13 protein-coding genes, 1 tRNA gene and 1 riboswitch are annotated in these 15,480 nt (G+C 58.2%); of the genes, 4 read left to right on the forward strand and 10 right to left on the reverse strand.

Going from position 1 to position 15,480, the window contains the following annotated elements; translation table 11 throughout:
* Positions 1 to 5: 5 nt before the first annotated feature.
* Together LJD17_RS09435 and LJD17_RS09440 are read left to right on the forward strand one after the other, a co-directional pair.
* A complete protein-coding gene (locus LJD17_RS09435) occupies positions 6 to 1,526 on the forward strand; it encodes a serine hydrolase domain-containing protein (RefSeq protein ID WP_227383921.1) in 1,521 nt (506 codons plus the stop codon).
* A 184-nt stretch (positions 1,527 to 1,710) separates the two neighbouring features.
* A complete protein-coding gene (locus LJD17_RS09440) occupies positions 1,711 to 2,601 on the forward strand; it encodes a LysR family transcriptional regulator (RefSeq protein WP_227383922.1) in 891 nt (296 codons plus the stop codon).
* 9 nt (positions 2,602 to 2,610) lie between these two features.
* On the opposite strand, the gene LJD17_RS09445 is transcribed toward LJD17_RS09440, so the two are convergent.
* The 9 genes from LJD17_RS09445 to LJD17_RS24350 all read right to left on the reverse strand — a co-directional run bounded on the left by LJD17_RS09445 (position 2,611) and on the right by LJD17_RS24350 (position 13,078).
* Positions 2,611 to 4,260, reverse strand: coding sequence for an MFS transporter (locus LJD17_RS09445; RefSeq protein WP_227383923.1), 1,650 nt, complete (start codon positions 4,258 to 4,260; stop codon positions 2,611 to 2,613).
* A gap of 159 nt (positions 4,261 to 4,419) precedes the next feature.
* Entirely contained in the window at positions 4,420 to 5,217 is a 798-nt protein-coding gene (locus tag LJD17_RS09450) for an MBL fold metallo-hydrolase (protein ID WP_227383924.1), read from the reverse strand.
* Positions 5,214 to 6,023, reverse strand: coding sequence for a TatD family hydrolase (locus LJD17_RS09455; RefSeq protein WP_227383925.1), 810 nt, complete (start codon positions 6,021 to 6,023; stop codon positions 5,214 to 5,216). The genes LJD17_RS09450 and LJD17_RS09455 overlap by 4 nt, the downstream gene beginning before the upstream one ends.
* 77 nt (positions 6,024 to 6,100) lie before the next feature.
* Positions 6,101 to 7,414 (reverse strand): family 1 glycosylhydrolase, encoded by a 1,314-nt coding sequence (locus LJD17_RS09460; protein WP_227383926.1) that lies wholly within the window; start codon positions 7,412 to 7,414, stop codon positions 6,101 to 6,103.
* A gap of 44 nt (positions 7,415 to 7,458) precedes the next feature.
* Positions 7,459 to 9,051, reverse strand: a complete 1,593-nt coding sequence (metG, locus tag LJD17_RS09465) for a methionine--tRNA ligase (protein ID WP_227384294.1) — start codon at positions 9,049 to 9,051, stop codon at positions 7,459 to 7,461.
* Positions 9,048 to 10,109 (reverse strand): DNA polymerase III subunit delta', encoded by a 1,062-nt coding sequence (locus tag LJD17_RS09470; RefSeq protein WP_227383927.1) that lies wholly within the window; start codon positions 10,107 to 10,109, stop codon positions 9,048 to 9,050. The genes metG and LJD17_RS09470 overlap by 4 nt, the downstream gene beginning before the upstream one ends.
* On the reverse strand, positions 10,099 to 10,767 hold the full coding sequence (gene tmk / locus LJD17_RS09475) for a dTMP kinase (protein ID WP_227383928.1): 669 nt from the start codon (positions 10,765 to 10,767) through the stop codon (positions 10,099 to 10,101). The genes LJD17_RS09470 and tmk overlap by 11 nt, the downstream gene beginning before the upstream one ends.
* The gene (locus LJD17_RS09480; protein ID WP_227383929.1) at positions 10,767 to 11,981 is read right to left on the reverse strand and encodes a D-alanyl-D-alanine carboxypeptidase family protein; all 1,215 of its coding nucleotides are present in this window, start codon (positions 11,979 to 11,981) and stop codon (positions 10,767 to 10,769) included. Before LJD17_RS09480 ends, tmk begins: the two co-directional genes overlap by 1 nt.
* Positions 11,982 to 12,058: 77 nt before the next feature.
* Positions 12,059 to 13,078 (reverse strand): septal ring lytic transglycosylase RlpA family protein, encoded by a 1,020-nt coding sequence (locus LJD17_RS24350; protein ID WP_406600784.1) that lies wholly within the window; start codon positions 13,076 to 13,078, stop codon positions 12,059 to 12,061.
* Positions 13,079 to 13,534: 456 nt separating this feature from the next.
* On the opposite strand from LJD17_RS24350, the gene LJD17_RS09490 reads away from it, so the two are divergent.
* A tRNA-Ser gene (locus LJD17_RS09490) sits at positions 13,535 to 13,624 on the forward strand.
* A 199-nt stretch (positions 13,625 to 13,823) separates the two neighbouring features.
* On the opposite strand, the gene cobO is transcribed toward LJD17_RS09490, so the two are convergent.
* Positions 13,824 to 14,429 carry a cob(I)yrinic acid a,c-diamide adenosyltransferase gene (gene cobO / locus LJD17_RS09495; protein ID WP_227383930.1) on the reverse strand — a complete coding sequence of 202 codons (606 nt, stop codon included), beginning with the start codon at positions 14,427 to 14,429 and terminating at the stop codon, positions 13,824 to 13,826.
* 103 nt (positions 14,430 to 14,532) lie between these two features.
* Positions 14,533 to 14,721, forward strand: a riboswitch (cobalamin riboswitch).
* Between the two features lie 112 nt (positions 14,722 to 14,833).
* On the opposite strand from cobO, the gene LJD17_RS09500 reads away from it, so the two are divergent.
* Positions 14,834 to 15,472 (forward strand): HupE/UreJ family protein, encoded by a 639-nt coding sequence (locus tag LJD17_RS09500; protein WP_227383931.1) that lies wholly within the window; start codon positions 14,834 to 14,836, stop codon positions 15,470 to 15,472.
* The last annotated feature ends 8 nt before the right edge of the window (positions 15,473 to 15,480 follow it).

Raw genomic sequence — 15,480 nt, forward strand, 5'->3', positions numbered from 1 at the left:
CAACCATGTCTGCGTGTTCATCGAAATTACATTGGTCCGCCGCGACAAAGGTGACGGAAGAAATCGCTAGTATCTGGGAAAGCGAGGGCGGTCCTGGCGGCGCAGTGCTTGTCTTTGATGAAAACGATAGTCGCATCGAAGCCGCTGGTGGGTTCGAAAGTCTCGCGACCCGCGTGCCCTTCTCGGCTGACACCGGCGTGCGCTACGCCTCCATCACCAAGCATGTTCTGGCCTCGATTGTTCTCCGGACGCCTGAGCTGATCAGCCTTGATGATCGCCTCGGACAACATCTCGCCCAGCTTCGAGCTCCGATGGCGGATGTGACGGTCGGGCAAGCCCTGGACATGACCGGCGGGTTGCCTGACGTGCGCGAGACCCTGTCACTTCTCGGCCTGTCGGTTCATACCGCAACTGAGGCTGAGCCTATCCTGGAATTTCTCGGCGAACTTGCCGCGCTCAATTTCCCGGCGGGCCACGAAATCTCCTACTCGAACACCGGCTACCGCCTCGTCGAAGCAATTCTCAAATCGAAGGGGTTCTTGTTCGACAACTTGGTTCAGGAACAGATCTCCGGGCCTCTCGGCATCGACATTCGCGCGCCGGAGCTTTGGTTCGATCCTGTTTCCAATCTCGCGCCGGGATATTGGAAGTCCCCCAATGGATGGCAGCTGGGAACAGCAGGGCTTCACCTCTCCGCCTCGGGTAGCTTAACCGGCAGCGCGCGCCATTTGGCCAAATGGCTTCAAACGCTCCTTGGGGATCGCGGCCCCGGTGCGGGCCTGCTCCCGCGCTTGGCCGCGCCGCGGCACCTTCATGATGGAAGAGAGACGCAATATGGACTTGGTCTTGCCAAAGCGGGGCTCGGCGAGCGGCAGTTTCTCGGCCACGGCGGCTCCCATGCCGGGTATAAATCTCAGTTTCTGCTGGATCCTGAAACGCGCGTAGGTGTCGTGATTGTGTCGAACCGCGAGGATACCGCGCCCTCCCTTCTCGCCTTGAGAGTCATGGCGGCACTCTTCGGGAAAAGCCTGCCGCCACGTAGCCGATGGATTCCGGACGGTCTCTATGCAACCGAAGCCGGTCCATATTGGCTGGAAGTTTCGGACGGCATCGCAACCTTCCTCGGCACGGGAGATACACTCTATGAAGGAGAGGGCGGCTGGTCGGTGTCTCTCTCAGCCCATATGCCGATGCGACTGCGGTGGACAGGCGAAGCCGTTGAAGGGGAGATCGGCCACGCGGCTCGTCGGTTCTTCCCTGTAAAACCCGATGATACTCTATCTCGTGTTCAGGGACATTGGACGTCCCACCGGTTTCACGCGTCCTTCACGATTCAGGACAGCCGGCTGCAGATGGGTGTCGGACCAGCTCGAACAAGCTCTCCTCTTATTTCCCTTGGTGCCGACCGGCTTCTTATGAATGGGAAGGATGGTCCCTGGCCGAAGCGGCCAAGCCTCGTCTTCGAGGGCGACCACGTCCTGCTGGCATTGAACCGCAGTCGCATCCTTCATTTTGAACGTGGATAGTACAAGGTTGCGTCTGCCCCAATACGGAGATGCTGCCTCTCCGAGAGACGGAAGTCCTGTGACGCGGGTCCTCATTTGCAAGATTTGCCGACTTGGCTAGTGTGCCGCAGCCCCGGCTACGGTCGGTCTCGCGACTGACAGCCGATGGGTGAAGTGAAAGGGCCATCCTCACGCGGAGTCGGGCATGGAAATCAAATGGCTTGAGGATTTCATCAGCCTTGCGAACACTTTGAGCTTCTCACGCTCCGCCGAAGAGCGGCACGTGACGCAGTCCGCCTTCAGCCGCCGCATCAAGCAACTTGAAACGTGGGTTGGCGTCTCTCTCGTCGATCGCGCGACTTTCCCAGCTCACCTGACACAGGCCGGTCAGGAATTTCTCCCGGTGGCTCAGGAGGTTGTCAGCAATCTTTACCGGACGCGAAACGACGTCCGCGGCAGTCAGGGCGTCAAAGCCAATACGCTCAGCTTTGCTGCACTGCATACCCTCTCGATCACATTCTTCCCCCGCTGGCTCCAGAGCCTCGAGCCAAAGTTTGGGACCCTTTCGACCCGTCTGAGCGCAGACAACAGTGTCGAAGGGTTCGTGAATTCCTTGATCGAGGGCGAAAGCGACTTCCTCCTAATCTATGCTCACCCTGCGGTATCCGTCATGATCGACACGGCCCGGTTTGAGTACAGAACTCTGGGGCGTGAGGTCATCATCCCGGTTTCGGCACCTGACCCTAGCGGCCGTCCGCTTCACTCAATCGACCTGAAGGGTGGGCCCTTACGATACTTGGCGTACGGACCCGGGGCCTTCTTTGGACATGCGTTGAAAAGTCTTTTCGATGAGCGTCCTTTGGATCGCGTCACTGTCTACGAAAACACCATGTCCGAAGGACTCAAAGCAATGGTCTTGGCAGGCTGGGGATTGGCCTGGATTCCAGAAAGTATCCTGGTTGACGATCTGGCCCGAGGCCGAGTTGTGCGCGCAGGAGACCCTTCCTGGGACTTGAGTGTGGATATTCGTCTTTATCGGTATCTGGCGAACGATCGCCCCATCGTGAAGCGCTTCTGGGCCGCTCTCGATCAGTAAGCTGTCGTCCTAGTACGTCGTCGGCTGGCGATGGAGCGATTCCGGAGGAACCCCTCCAGTCTGGCGCTCGATCATTCGGCGCACACGAGGCCTTTCCGGACCCTGATGGAGTTCTCGCAGACGCTCACCCACGACCGCGTCCGCCTGGGTCATACGCTGGTTCTGTCGAACGTAATCGAGCCATGTGGGGCTGTGATAGCGTTCTACCCAGATACTGGGATTCTCAAGATCCCGGAGCAGCGTCCAATGTCGCGCTCCGTCACGGCGCCGGATACGTTTGCGCTCCGCCATCACAGCAAGAAAGCGTCGTATATCGTCTTCACGAATGATCCACTCGATCGTGATGACGATGGGTCCACTGCGGGGAAGGATCCGGAGAGCGATTTCCGGCTCTGTCCAGCGATCCAAAGGATCGAGGTTGAGAGACTTCAACTCGGGCAGAGCGAACTTCAATCCCAGCGCGGCACCTGCAACCAGCGCGGACGCCGCGATCAAGAGTGAATTGGCCGTCCCGAAATTCTCTGCGAGCGCACCCCAGATCCAACTTCCGAGTGCCATGCCGCCAAACGTCGACATCTGATAGAGCGCAAGGGCGCGACCTACCACCCAACGGGGCGATGAAAGCTGGACGGTTGCGTTGAAGCTCGATAGGGCCAGAACCCAGCTGGCCCCCGCTCCAGCCATGGCGGCCATTGTCAAACCCAAGTTCGGACTCAACCCGGCGACGGCGGCTCCCACCGCGAAAATCAAAAATGCGATCCGGACCAGCGCCTCCATGGACAAGGCCAGCCTGAGCCGAGCGCTCACGGCGGCACCCGCAACCGCCCCCGCACCAAATGCGCCGAGCAGCAGACCGTATGTGAGTGGCCCCCCACGGATGAGATCCCTGGCGATCAAAGGCATCAGCGCTTGAACGGAGATTGCTGCCAAGCCGAATACACCACCGCGGATAAGCACGGATCCGATATGCGGAGACATGGCGACATATCGAATTCCGGCGGCCATCGCTGCGCCGAGGCTTTCGGGAGGCAATGTCCGTTGAGGCGTTGGAGGATGCCAGCCGGCTAGGACGGCAATAAGGCCGATATAACTGACTGCGTTGACGGCAAAGGCGGCAAACGCGCCAGCTGCGGCGACAATCACACCGCCGATGGCAGGCCCTACGCTTCGGGCGATATTGAAGCCCATGCTGTTCAACGCGATGGCAGCGGGCAGATCATCGCGCGGCACCATCTCACCCACCAGGGACTGCCAAGCTGGCCCGTTAAAGGCAGTCCCACAACCAACCAGAAAGGTGAAGGCAAGCAGCAGCCAAGGGGTAACGAGACCGAGATAGCTGAAGATCGTGAGTGCGATTGACACCCCTAGAAGGAATAGCTGGGAAGCCAACATCAACTTACGACGGTCGGAATTATCCGCAATGGCGCCTGCCGTAAGGGAAAAAAGCATAACCGGAAGCGTTGTGGATGCCTGGACCATGGCAACCAAGTCCGCGGAGCCGCCGATGGACGTCATAAGCCAGGCTGCACCGACGGACTGAATCAGGCCGCCGAAGTTGGAACCTAGACTGGCGATCCAAACTGCGCGGAAAATCCGATGTCGGAACGGCGCCAGGGCCGATGGCCGGCTCCTGGATATATCAGTTTCCTCAGCGTTCATCACCGCAGGACCTTACGGCATTTTTGCCGAGTCGAAACAACTACGGGACAAAATGAACCTCATGAGCCTAACAGGAGGTTGATTCACGTCGGGTTACTCTTCCGCCTTCGGCTCCCTGAATGGGCACCGAATGATCGTATGAAATGCCCTTACCCGGGATCAAGGAACCTCGATCCTCAGTCCGTCGTAAGCGGGTTCTATGTGTGAGGGTAGCCTGCGCGAAAGCTCCTCGTAGTCGAGATCGGTGTGTAAATTCGTAAGAATGGCTCGCTTCGGTCGAACCCTTTCGATCAGCGCCAAAGCCTCGGCGACCGAGAAATGGGTTGGATGAGGCGCATAACGCAAGGCGTCGAGGATCAGCACATCGAGACCGCGAAGGTGATCAACGCTGGCCTCGGGCATCGAGCTGACATCAGGCGCATAGGCAATGCTGCCGAAGCGAAACCCGAGAGCATCGATATCCCCATGAATCATCTTGAACGGAACGGCTTCAAGAGCGCCGCCAGGTCCGTCGACCACCACAGGAACATCCACCTGCAAACGATGGGCCGTCAAAATGGGTGGATATCCGCTTCCAGGCGGCGCTTTGAAACAATAGCCGAACCGGCTCATGAGCAACTCGCTCGTTACGCGGTCCGCATAAATCGGCACACGGCGGTGCATGGCGATTACGAGAGGGCGGAGATCATCGATCCCATGCGTATGATCCGCATGCTCGTGAGTGATGAGCACGCCATCAAGGCGGGAAACCTGGGCACTGAGCAACTGCTCCCGAAGATCTGGGGAGGTATCCACGAGGACACTCGTGGTACCGTTCTCTGTCATCCTCTCGACAAGGACGGAGCACCGTCGTCTCCGATTCTTCGGATTGCTGGGATCACAGGCCCCCCAGCCGACGGCGACCCGTGGCACACCACCGGATGATCCGCAGCCGAGGATCGTCAGCGCTAGCGTCATCCCGTGACAGCCTGTCCGGTAACGCCATCGATCAAGGCGGCTTTGCTGAATAGCCTGTAGAAGTTAGCCGTGGTCATCTCGGCAATCTGGCTCTCATCGACGCCGACGACGTCGGCCAGAACCTGCGCCGTGTGTTTTACAAAGGCGGGCTCATTCGTCTTACCTCGATGAGGCACAGGCGCAAGGTAAGGGGCATCGGTCTCTACAAGCAGCCGATCCCGAGGTACGGCTGCGGCGATCCTGCGGATCTCGTCCGAGTTCTTGAACGTTAAAATCCCGGAAAATGAAATATAGAGGCCAAGGTCCACACCAACGGACGCCAGCTCGGCTCCTGAAGAATAGCAGTGAAGGACCGCCTTGAATGAGCCCTGTTTCATCTCATCCCGCAGGATCACGATCATATCCTCATCCGCGTCGCGGGCATGGATGACAAGGGGAAGCCCGGTCTCGCGGGCTGCCGCAATATGGGTACGAAAGACCCGCTGCTGCACGTCCCGAGGGCTCTTATCGTAAAAGTAGTCGAGGCCGGCCTCACCTATCGCGACACACCGGTTGTGCTCGGACAGCTTGGCCAAGGCTTCCGCGGATATATCCGGTTCAAGCGCGGCGTTATGGGGATGGGTTCCGACCGTGAAGAACACGGCCTCGTTTTGTTCCGCAAGCTCGCGGTACACCTCGAAGCGAGCCACGTGGGTCGAAATCGTAACCATCCGACGGATACCAACTGTACCGGCGGCGGCCAGGATTTCGGGAAGTCGACCCTGCAGATCCGGAAAATCCAAGTGACAATGACTATCGACCAACACGTGCTTTCCCCTTCTGGCCCAAAGTCCACCTTCATAAAGCGGATAGGACAGCGTTCGTCTAGACGGTTCGCGCACTGTTATCTGGAAACCTGATGGCGCTCCTCTTCCTCTTCATTCTGTCGCATCGTCCGGGCAACCTCCCGGCGCCGCCGCACGGGGCGCTCATCGTATTCGCTCGGGAGCGCAACCGGAACCACGAGGCAAACACTTTGGGCGGGGAGGACATCGCGCCAGTCCTGGATAAGTTGCCGGTAGGCTCGCCCAACGGGTCGGATATTACGGTCAAGATCGTAAAGGCCGACCGGACAGACGCGGTTGTTCTCCTCCCGTAGCGCCACATCCCAGTCGACCTGGTCGGTCAGCGAATACCAAGTGAAACCAACCACTGGGACCCCGGTGTTGCGGATTCGCAGGACGTTAGCCCATTGCTTCCAAAGCCAGTTAACCGCTTCGTCCCCGGCCGGGCCCTGCATGATATTGGTTTCCGTATGCATGACCGGCAGCCGATACCGATCGTAGTACTGACGCGTAATCTCGTCGTAACCGAAAACATCTCCGGCTGCACTCGTCACGCCATTTGCCTGAACCCGATGCTCATTGGTGATGTAGTAGTCGTTTCCCATGATGCAGTGATGCCTCAGGGAGGAGCGATCTAGGAAGAAATGGTACTCTTCCCGCGTCATCCCATTATCCATCAGGAATTCGTACATCTCCGAATCGACGCGCCGACCGTAGTTCAGATCGAGGGTGAGGAATCTCTTCGAGTTCATCACCTCCGCAGGCTTGATCGCGGCCGGATTTTCGGCGTGGAAGTACTCCGACGACTCGCTTTGCACGAAGATTGCATCCGGCCGAACCTGCAGAATTCGCTCCATTGCAAGAACATTGGCTTTAACGATGTGTTTGAGGGCGGTCACGAAACCCTTGTCCGTCGTGAGCTGCTCGTTCCACCATCCATATGATGCCGAGAAGAGGGCACAGATGAACATTTCGTTGATAGGAGTGTAGAGCTGGACCCATGGGAAGCGCTTGGCGAAATCTTGCGCGTAGGAGGCAAACAGCTCAGGAAAGTCCGGGTTCTGGAAGTTCTCTATCCAATCCGGGACGCCAAAATGGCAAAGATCGACAATGGGGATGATATCGCGCTGTTCCAACTCGCCGAACGTCATATCGGTGAAGGACCAATCGTAGCGCCCAGGGCCAATGAACGTCTTATGAAGAGGGGGACCGTAGCGCAGAACGTTGATCTCGAGCTCGCGCAGCAGGTCGAAATCTGTCCTCCAATGTTCATAATGGCCGCACTTCTCGAGTTCATCGATGCGGGTGCGGCCATTGTTGATCGTCGGGATGCTGTTCTCGATCCCGGTCGCAAACATGAAGGTTTTAAACATCGAAGCTTCCGCTGATGGCGCAGTGGCCGTCCTAGGCGGAAGTGTTAGACAGCCTCCGCCTCCACATAACGCGGAAAGATCGGCTCAGGTTGCGGGAGAGCTTGGCCGGACTTGAGCCGATAGGTTGCGCCGATGCGCGCCAAAACTCGGTCATCCTCCGAAATTCCGAGCAAATTCAGCAACTTGCCTGCCGCAACCGGTACGAATGGCTGCGCCATAATTCCGATGGCCCGGAGAACTTCAGCCGTAACATAAAGGACTGTTGCCATCCGCGCTGGGTCTTGCTTGCGCAAAACCCACGGTTCCTGAGAGGCAAAATACCGATTGGCTTCGGCCACGACCCCCCAGATTTCGCTCAAGGCCGTATGAAGCGCAAAATCGTTCAGTGCCGCCCGAGTCTTGCCCGGCAAGGCATCCGCTTGCCAGAGAATATCCTGGTCTGCCTGAGACAGCTCACCTGGTGTGGGGACCGCACCCGCGCAATTCTTGGCAATCATCGACAGGGATCGTTGCGCCAAGTTGCCGAGATCGTTGGCCAGATCGGCATTGATGCGGTTGACGATTGCTTCGTGCGAATAGTTGCCGTCCTGCCCAAACGGGACTTCCCGCAGGAAGAAATAACGGAGCTGATCGACGCCATAGGTCTCCGCGAGGTCGAAGGGATCAATGACGTTCCCGACGGATTTTGACATCTTCTCGCCGCGGTTAAAAAGGAATCCATGGCCGAAAACACGCTTCGGCAGCGGAATCTCTGCCGACATCAGGAAGGCCGGCCAGTAAACCGTGTGGAATCGGACGATGTCCTTCCCGATGATGTGAACATCCGCAGGCCAATAGTGCCAGCGTGGATCGTTCTCATCCGGGAAGCCGCACCCGGTCAGGTAGTTATTGAGCGCATCGATCCAAACATACATCACATGTTTCGGATCGGACGGAACCGGTAGGCCCCAGTTGAACGTGGTTCGGCTGATCGACAGATCCTGCAAACCGGAGCGAACAAAGCTGACAATCTCGTTGCGACGAGTTTCTGGGCTGACGAAATCAGGGTTGGCTTCATAGTGAGCAAGCAGTCGATCCTGGTATGCCGATAGGCGGAAGAAATAGCTCTCCTCCTCGATCCACTCTACAGGAGTACCAGTAGGAGCGCGCCAGCTGCCATCGGGCTGCTTGGTAAGCTCCGCCTCGTCGTAATAAGCCTCGTCCCGAACCGAGTACCAGCCCGCATATTTCGAGAGATAGATGTCGCCCCTCTCCTGCATCCGACGCCAGAGTTCCTGGGTGGATGGAAGGTGATCGGCATCAGTGGTCCGAATGAAGCGGTCATATGAGCAGTTGAGGCGATCGGCCATCGCCTTGAATTTTCCGGCCATATCATCGACGAAGGCCTTTGGAGACATGCTGTTCCGGTCAGCGGTTTGCTGGATCTTGAGCCCGTGCTCGTCCGTCCCGGTCATGAAGAACACATCGAATCCGTCGATGCGCTTGAAGCGCGCAATCGCATCAGAGGCGACGATCTCGTAGGCATGACCGATATGGGGAGCTCCATTCGGGTACGAGATGGCCGTCGTGATGTAGAATTTCTCTTTCTCGGCCATAGCTGATCCTTGCTTGAACGACGTGTCCCAACGGCGCCTCAGGCGGCCTGCCGAACGGCATCGGCAAGGTCATCGAACAACGTCAGGATAAAGGGCCGGCGGTCGAGGTTGAAGACATCGATCTCTCTCGCCGAATGGGCGATCTTCTCACATACCTCCACCAAAGGCGCAAGGCGTTGCGCGCCAAGGTTCATTTGAGCATGGAGATGGCCCGAGACCCAGCGCTGCACGGTGTCGAGCATCAGCTCGTAGTCCTCATCGGCATCCCGTCTGGCAAGTGCCTCGGCAAGGGAGAGCACCTGCCCGGTTTCCGTGCGCGGCAGCTGATCGAGCAGCCGCGTGACATGGCCAATGAGTGCCACCTTATCCGCATCCAGAAGCTCCAGCGTTCGCCGCACCGAGCCCTCACCCAGGTTCAGGGCCTGTTCCAGAATCTCCGAGGAAACATCAGCCCACGGGGGGCCTAGGGACAAGATCGCCGACCGGACCGCGGGCGGCGGCAGGGGACGCAACAGCAAACGCCGACAGCGCGAGCGTATCGTCGGCAGGACTCGTTGAGGCGCGTGGCTGACGATTAGGAAAAGCGAGCGCGGAGGCGGTTCCTCGATCAGTTTCAGCAAAGCGTTGGCGCTCGCGCTCGTGAGATCTTCCGCACTGTCGACGATGCAGATGCGATAACCGCCATCGGCTGCCGTGGACGAAAAAGTTGCTAATGCCCGCCGAACGGCATCGACCGGAATCGTCGCCGATGGAGCCTTCTTGTCGGTGGCTGGCGCTCGTCTCAACACGGCCATATTAGGGTGGGACAGTGCAGCAACCTGGCGGGCGATCTGGTTCTCCCTTGAAGTGTCGAGGGTCTTGATCGAGGCGGGATCGAGCCGGGGATCAAGCATGGCCCGGGCGACCCGATAAGCCAGAGTTGCCTTGCCAATTCCTTGCGGCCCGCCGATCAGCCAAGCGTGATGAAGACGGCCGTTGCGGAGGCCCGTCAGAAAGGCCTCTTCCCCTTCGGAATGTCCAAACAATGAAAACTGCTCTCGGGGATGCGGCGCACCATCGAAGCGATCAGGTTCGTCGAACTCTGTCTTGTCACGCGACATGGGAGACTCTTGTCCCGGCGAAATCGGGCAGCCTGTTCTGGAGAGCCGTCCAAATCGCCCGTTCCACGTCGTCGGGATCCTGGGTTGCGTCGATGACAACGCAGCGATCGGGAGCCTCCTTCGCGATCGCCAGAAAGCCTTCCCGCAGCGCGCGGTGGAACGCGATGTCCTCCTGCTCGAAACGATCTGCTCTCTCGCCTTTTCCAGCTTGCCGCTCGCCTGCGCGAGACAGACCGATTTCAGCCGGCAGATCGAGGATAAAGGTCATGTCGGGACGTAAGCTCTTGAGGGCAACCTGCTCGAGACTCTCAATGAGGCTTCGGCTTACTTGGCCTGAAATACCCTGGTAGACCTTTGTCGAATCCGCAAACCGGTCACACAGGACGTGCACGCCGTTTGCCAAGGCTGGAATTATTACCGTGTCGATATGGTCGATGCGCGCCGCAGTGAACAGAAGAGCTTCGGCAAAAGGGCCCATATGTTTGGCCTCTCCGCCGAGAATAAAGGATCTGATCTTCTCGGCTTGAGGCGATCCCCCCGGCTCCCGTGTGGCAATGACCTTGAAATCCAGTCCAGACAGGCGTCGCTGGAGCCGCTCGATCTGCGTGGATTTCCCGGCCCCCTCTCCTCCTTCAAATGTGATGAAGCGACCAGTCATTAGATACGTTCGAGCAAGCTTGAGAAGGCACGCCGCACCCAACCAGTGCTGAATTCCATCAAACCATCCAGAGCACGTTGGCTCAACGTCCCCACTTGGATATCTTCGTCGGCATAGAGCGGAACCTCGACGGCTTTCGTCTCGCCCCTGTTGACCTGAAGCTTGGCCACCTCAGTCCCTTTCTGAACCGGCGCCTTCAGTGGGCCAGTATAGATCACCCGGGCAGTCACTCGCTCCGCCTCTCCACGAGGAACAAGTACACGAACCGGCCGCTTGGAAACAAGCGGGAGTGAGCGTCGGTCGCCGCCGAAGACCTGTGCTTCGCCGACGATCTGTCCTTCCTGGAACAGCTGGCGCGTCTCGAACGCACGGAAGCCCCAGTCCAGCAGCTTACGGGACTCGGCAGCACGGTCTTTGGCCGTCTTAAGACCGTTGACCACCACAATGAGGCGTTGCCCGTTCTGCACCGCCGACCCCACGAGGCCATAGCCTGATTCTTCGATGTAGCCGGTTTTCAGGCCATCTGCTCCAAGATTGAAAGCAAACAACGGGTTGCGGTTCTGCTGGCGTATCTTGTTCCAGATGAATTCGCGCTCCCCGAACATTTTGTAATAGTCGGGGTAGGTCTCGATGATGTGAAGCGCGAGCTTGGCAAGCTCACGTACCGTCACCTTCTGAGTAGGCTCGTGGTAACCCGTTGGATTGCGGAATGTGGACTTCGTCAACCCGATCGCCCGGGAACGCTCATTCATCCGCCGTGCGAAGTTCTCTTCAGTTCCCGAAATGCCCTCGGCAATAGCAATAGCTGCATCGTTGCCAGATTGAACAATGAGTCCCCGCAAGAGATCCTCAAGGCGGACACTCGTGTTCACCTTCGCGAACATGGCGGATCCGCCTGATCCCGCGCCACCCGTCCGCCAAGCATGCTCGGAAATCCCGAATTCCGTATCCATGGTTAGGCGGCCGCTCTTCAGTTCGTTGAAGACAACCTCTGCAGTCATGATTTTTGCCATGCTTGCAGGCTCGACCAAGTCGTCGGCGTTCTTCTCAAAGAGCACGGCCTGAGAGTCCGCCTCAACGAGAATCGCAGTCGGCGCGGACGTTTGGAACGATTCCGCTCGAGCCTCCAAATGAAAGCTGAAGAAAGAAAAAAGGCTAGAAATTACAAAGGCAAAGGCGATATTCTTGATGAAAGATCGATGACGAATAGGCATATTCCAGCTCTTCCCCTAGGAAAGCTGGAATCTGTAGCACAATTTGCGCAAATCAACGCCAGACTTGTGGCGTTCGTTCAGCGAAGGAAACGGCTTTGATCCAGCGCCTTGAATGATTCGCTCTTCTGAAAACCGGTCTTTCCCTCTTCTGGGGCATAATACAACCCAGCCACAACGGGGCGGGACGGAGGAGCGACCTTTACCGAAAGAGAGCTGACCGTAACCGGGGTGACAGCTCCCGGAATTGTGCCCAGATCAAACGGGCGCTCGGGTGGGAGAGGAATGTGCCCCGCTGTGCTGCCGGCGGCCGCCACAGTCTGGGGCTCCTCGGTGGCAGAGGCAAAGGCTCCGGCAACGTTATCCGAGGGAGCCATCGTCCGGAGTGCAACTCTGTCAACAGGAGAACTTGGCTGCGGCGTCGCTGAAGCGATCAAGGTCGGCCCAGCCTTGTTCAACGAGGCTGGCATCCCGTCTGTGCGAAGACTTGCAAGGAGAATCCGATCATCGCTGCCGTTCGTGGAGGCAGGACCGACATAATCGACTTTCACGCGAGCGGTGCCAGCCTGTTTGAAGCCTAGAGCGAGAGCGGCGCGCTCCGATACGTCGATGATACGATTACCGTGGAACGGACCGCGATCATTCACCCGTACGATCATGGAATGACCGTTCTGGAGGTTGGTCACCCGGGCATAGCTCGGGAGCGGCATCGTTGTGTGGGCCGCGGCTACCGAAACGCGGTCAAAAACTTCGCCGTTGGCGGTTTTGCGCCCATGGAAGCTGGAGCCATACCAGGAAGCAAGACCAACGCCGGAATAGCCGGTGGGGTTTTCATGAGGCACATAGGTGCGACCAGCGATCACGTACGGCTTGCCGACAAGTTTCTGTCCCCCGCCCTTCGGAACCGGCTCTCCGTCCGCAACGACGCGTGGACTTGGCGCGACGCCGTATTTCGGGTCAATCCCGCTACGGTTGTTAGAGCAATTAGCCACCGTCAATGCAATCGCGGCCACCCCTGCAACGCGGATGGCGGCCCGGCAATTGAGAAGCGAGCGCTCTGAAACGCCTGCCGTCTCTTCCTCAGCGCGATAACAATCCATGTCGCCTCGCATCCCCTTGTCCGCATCTATTCGCGGCGGCTCGGTATTCCCGAACATTCAGTAAGTGCATTTTGACCTGCTAAAGAAAGGTTAAATGGTCGAGTTGTCAATGGCTAAGTTGCCACATTCGAAACACTATTAATTCATGGAATTATATCAATTAAATCAGTGAGTTGAATTAATCTATTAATGTTCATTTGATGCGCTTGCCACATTTCGTTAACAAGCCTCGCACTGTTCGTTCTGGTTTGCCAGCCGGAACCGCGGACCCTATTAAACTTGTCAGAACGGTCTACGCACATAATAACGTCAGTTTCGGAGAAGGTGCCGCTCTGGGACAAGCCGTCCTTCCTACCTTGGCCTAGGGGTGGGACATGTTGAGTTGACGAGAACCTATCGACGGCCTTAGACACGGCAATCTTGAGAGACTGAGACGGAAATCCAGCTCTGTCTTTCGGAGGGGTGGCCGAGTGGTTTAAGGCAGCGGTCTTGAAAACCGCCGTGGGTGCAAGCCCACCGTGGGTTCGAATCCCACCCCCTCCGCCATTTACCGACACCACAATCCTCCCAAGCGACCGTTGAGAGAACGGCCTGGCTTTGCGTGGCTGTCAAAGGGGCTTCTATAATACCGAAGCTTCAATGCGCCATTCCACTCGAGCTTTTTGCCTCCCACGCCGGCTCGATGGTTTCCAAAAGCCCGGAGCTTTGCCCTGCTATCCCTGACGTCTTGACCTATGGACAGGCATCAAAACTCGATGCCTTCCTGGGCTTTGACGCCGGCAGCGAAGTGGTGCTTCACCAAGGTCATCTCGGTGACCAGATCGGCAGCCTCCATGAGCTCCGGCTTTGCGTTGCGCCCGGTGACGACGATGTGCAGGTCATTCCTGCGCCTCGAGAGAGTTCCTATGATTTCGGCAAGGTCCAGATAGCCGTAGCGCAGAGCGATATTGAGTTCGTCCAGCACCAGCAGGCGGATATTCTCGCGCTCCATCAACTCCTTTGCTTGAGCCCATGCCCGCTCAGCGGCCGCCACGTCGCGAGCCCGGTCCTGGGTCTCCCACGTAAAACCCTCTCCCATCGTGTGCCATTCGATCTGGTCGGAGAATCGCTCGAAGGCAAGGCGCTCCCCCGTTTCCCGTGCGCCCTTGATGAATTGCACGACGCCCACGTTGAAGCCGCGCCCAAGGGCTCGGAGCATAAGGCCGAAGGCCGCCGTCGACTTGCCTTTGCCCGGTCCCGTATTAACGATGAGAAGCCCCTTTTCCACCGTTTTCGAGGCGACCTCACGGTCTTGCACTTCTTTACGTTTGATCATCTTGGCGCGGTGGCGCGCCCCTTCGTCCAAGGTCATGCGGTCGTGTATCCGTGTCAGGGGACCGCACCATGACGAGCGCTGGAGAGGATTTCAAGCCGAGCCTTCGACATCGCGAGGCTTGAAAGTTGTCTCATGCACCGGTAAGCATTGTGGTGACGGTGCTCCGGCGACGGGGTGAAAAGGGAATGCGGTGAGATACCGCGGCTGCCCCCGCAACTGTAAACGGCGAGCCTGCGCTCCACATGCCACTGGGTTTTAATCCTGGGAAGGCGGTTGTGCAAAGCATCGACCCGTGAGCCAGGAGACCTGCCGTCATTACCAGCTTCTGTGGGTCTATCGGACGGGGTGTGCCGGTGGTGACAGTAGTCGTGCGACTGGCAGTCGTTCGATTCCGTCCGTGGAAGCCCAACAGACCTTATGGTCTCCGGACGGAGATAACGATGCCTGCATCCCGCCTGTTTAAGTTTCGCGTTCTCGCTCTGACCCTCGGCCTCGCCGCGGCAACCCCGGCATTCGCCCATCATGCCATGGGCGGGATGATGCCATCGACATTCGCTCAGGGGCTACTCTCAGGTCTGGGGCATCCTGTGATCGGCCTCGATCACCTTGCTGCCCTTGTCGGCGTTGGCCTGGTCTCCTCCCGCTTCACGCGGGGCTTGGTGCTTCCCACGTTCTGGATGATTGCCATGGCAGCGGGCGTCGGCCTGCATCTGGCAAGCGCCGATATTCCCTATGCCGAGCTGCTCGTGGCGGTAAGTGTCGTCATCATCGGCATGGCCGCTACTATTCGTACCACCCTACCCTTCGCGCTGATAGCGCTGCTCTTTGCAGCGGGCGGAGCTGTACACGGCTATGCCCTGGGGGAATCCATCGTGGGGGCGGAATCGACCCCGCTCGTTGCTTACCTAATCGGTCTCGTTGCTATTCAGACGGCTTTGACCACCGGCATCACCCTGGCCGCGCGCCGTCTCTCCAAGACGCCGATCTCGGCCCCTTCCCTCCAGCTCCGCCTTGCGGGCCTCGCGATCACGCTCATAGGCGCAACAGTTACGATTTTGTCTTTGACCGCTACCGCTTAAGCAAAGCG

It is taken from the genome of Microvirga rosea (genome assembly GCF_020595095.1).
GTDB classification, from domain to species: domain Bacteria; phylum Pseudomonadota; class Alphaproteobacteria; order Rhizobiales; family Beijerinckiaceae; genus Microvirga; species Microvirga rosea.

Coding starts and splice junctions, on each gene's coding strand:
- LJD17_RS09500 (WP_227383931.1), top strand. CDS start 14,834: ATGCCTGCATCCCGCCTGTTTAAGTTTCGCGTTCTCGCTCTGACCCTC.
- LJD17_RS24350 (WP_406600784.1), bottom strand. CDS start 13,078: ATGGATTGTTATCGCGCTGAGGAAGAGACGGCAGGCGTTTCAGAGCGC.
- tmk (WP_227383928.1), bottom strand. CDS start 10,767: ATGACTGGTCGCTTCATCACATTTGAAGGAGGAGAGGGGGCCGGGAAA.
- LJD17_RS09480 (WP_227383929.1), bottom strand. CDS start 11,981: ATGCCTATTCGTCATCGATCTTTCATCAAGAATATCGCCTTTGCCTTT.
- cobO (WP_227383930.1), bottom strand. CDS start 14,429: ATGACCTTGGACGAAGGGGCGCGCCACCGCGCCAAGATGATCAAACGT.
- LJD17_RS09450 (WP_227383924.1), bottom strand. CDS start 5,217: ATGACGCTAGCGCTGACGATCCTCGGCTGCGGATCATCCGGTGGTGTG.
- LJD17_RS09435 (WP_227383921.1), top strand. CDS start 6: ATGTCTGCGTGTTCATCGAAATTACATTGGTCCGCCGCGACAAAGGTG.
- LJD17_RS09440 (WP_227383922.1), top strand. CDS start 1,711: ATGGAAATCAAATGGCTTGAGGATTTCATCAGCCTTGCGAACACTTTG.
- LJD17_RS09460 (WP_227383926.1), bottom strand. CDS start 7,414: ATGTTTAAAACCTTCATGTTTGCGACCGGGATCGAGAACAGCATCCCG.
- LJD17_RS09445 (WP_227383923.1), bottom strand. CDS start 4,260: ATGAACGCTGAGGAAACTGATATATCCAGGAGCCGGCCATCGGCCCTG.
- LJD17_RS09470 (WP_227383927.1), bottom strand. CDS start 10,109: ATGTCGCGTGACAAGACAGAGTTCGACGAACCTGATCGCTTCGATGGT.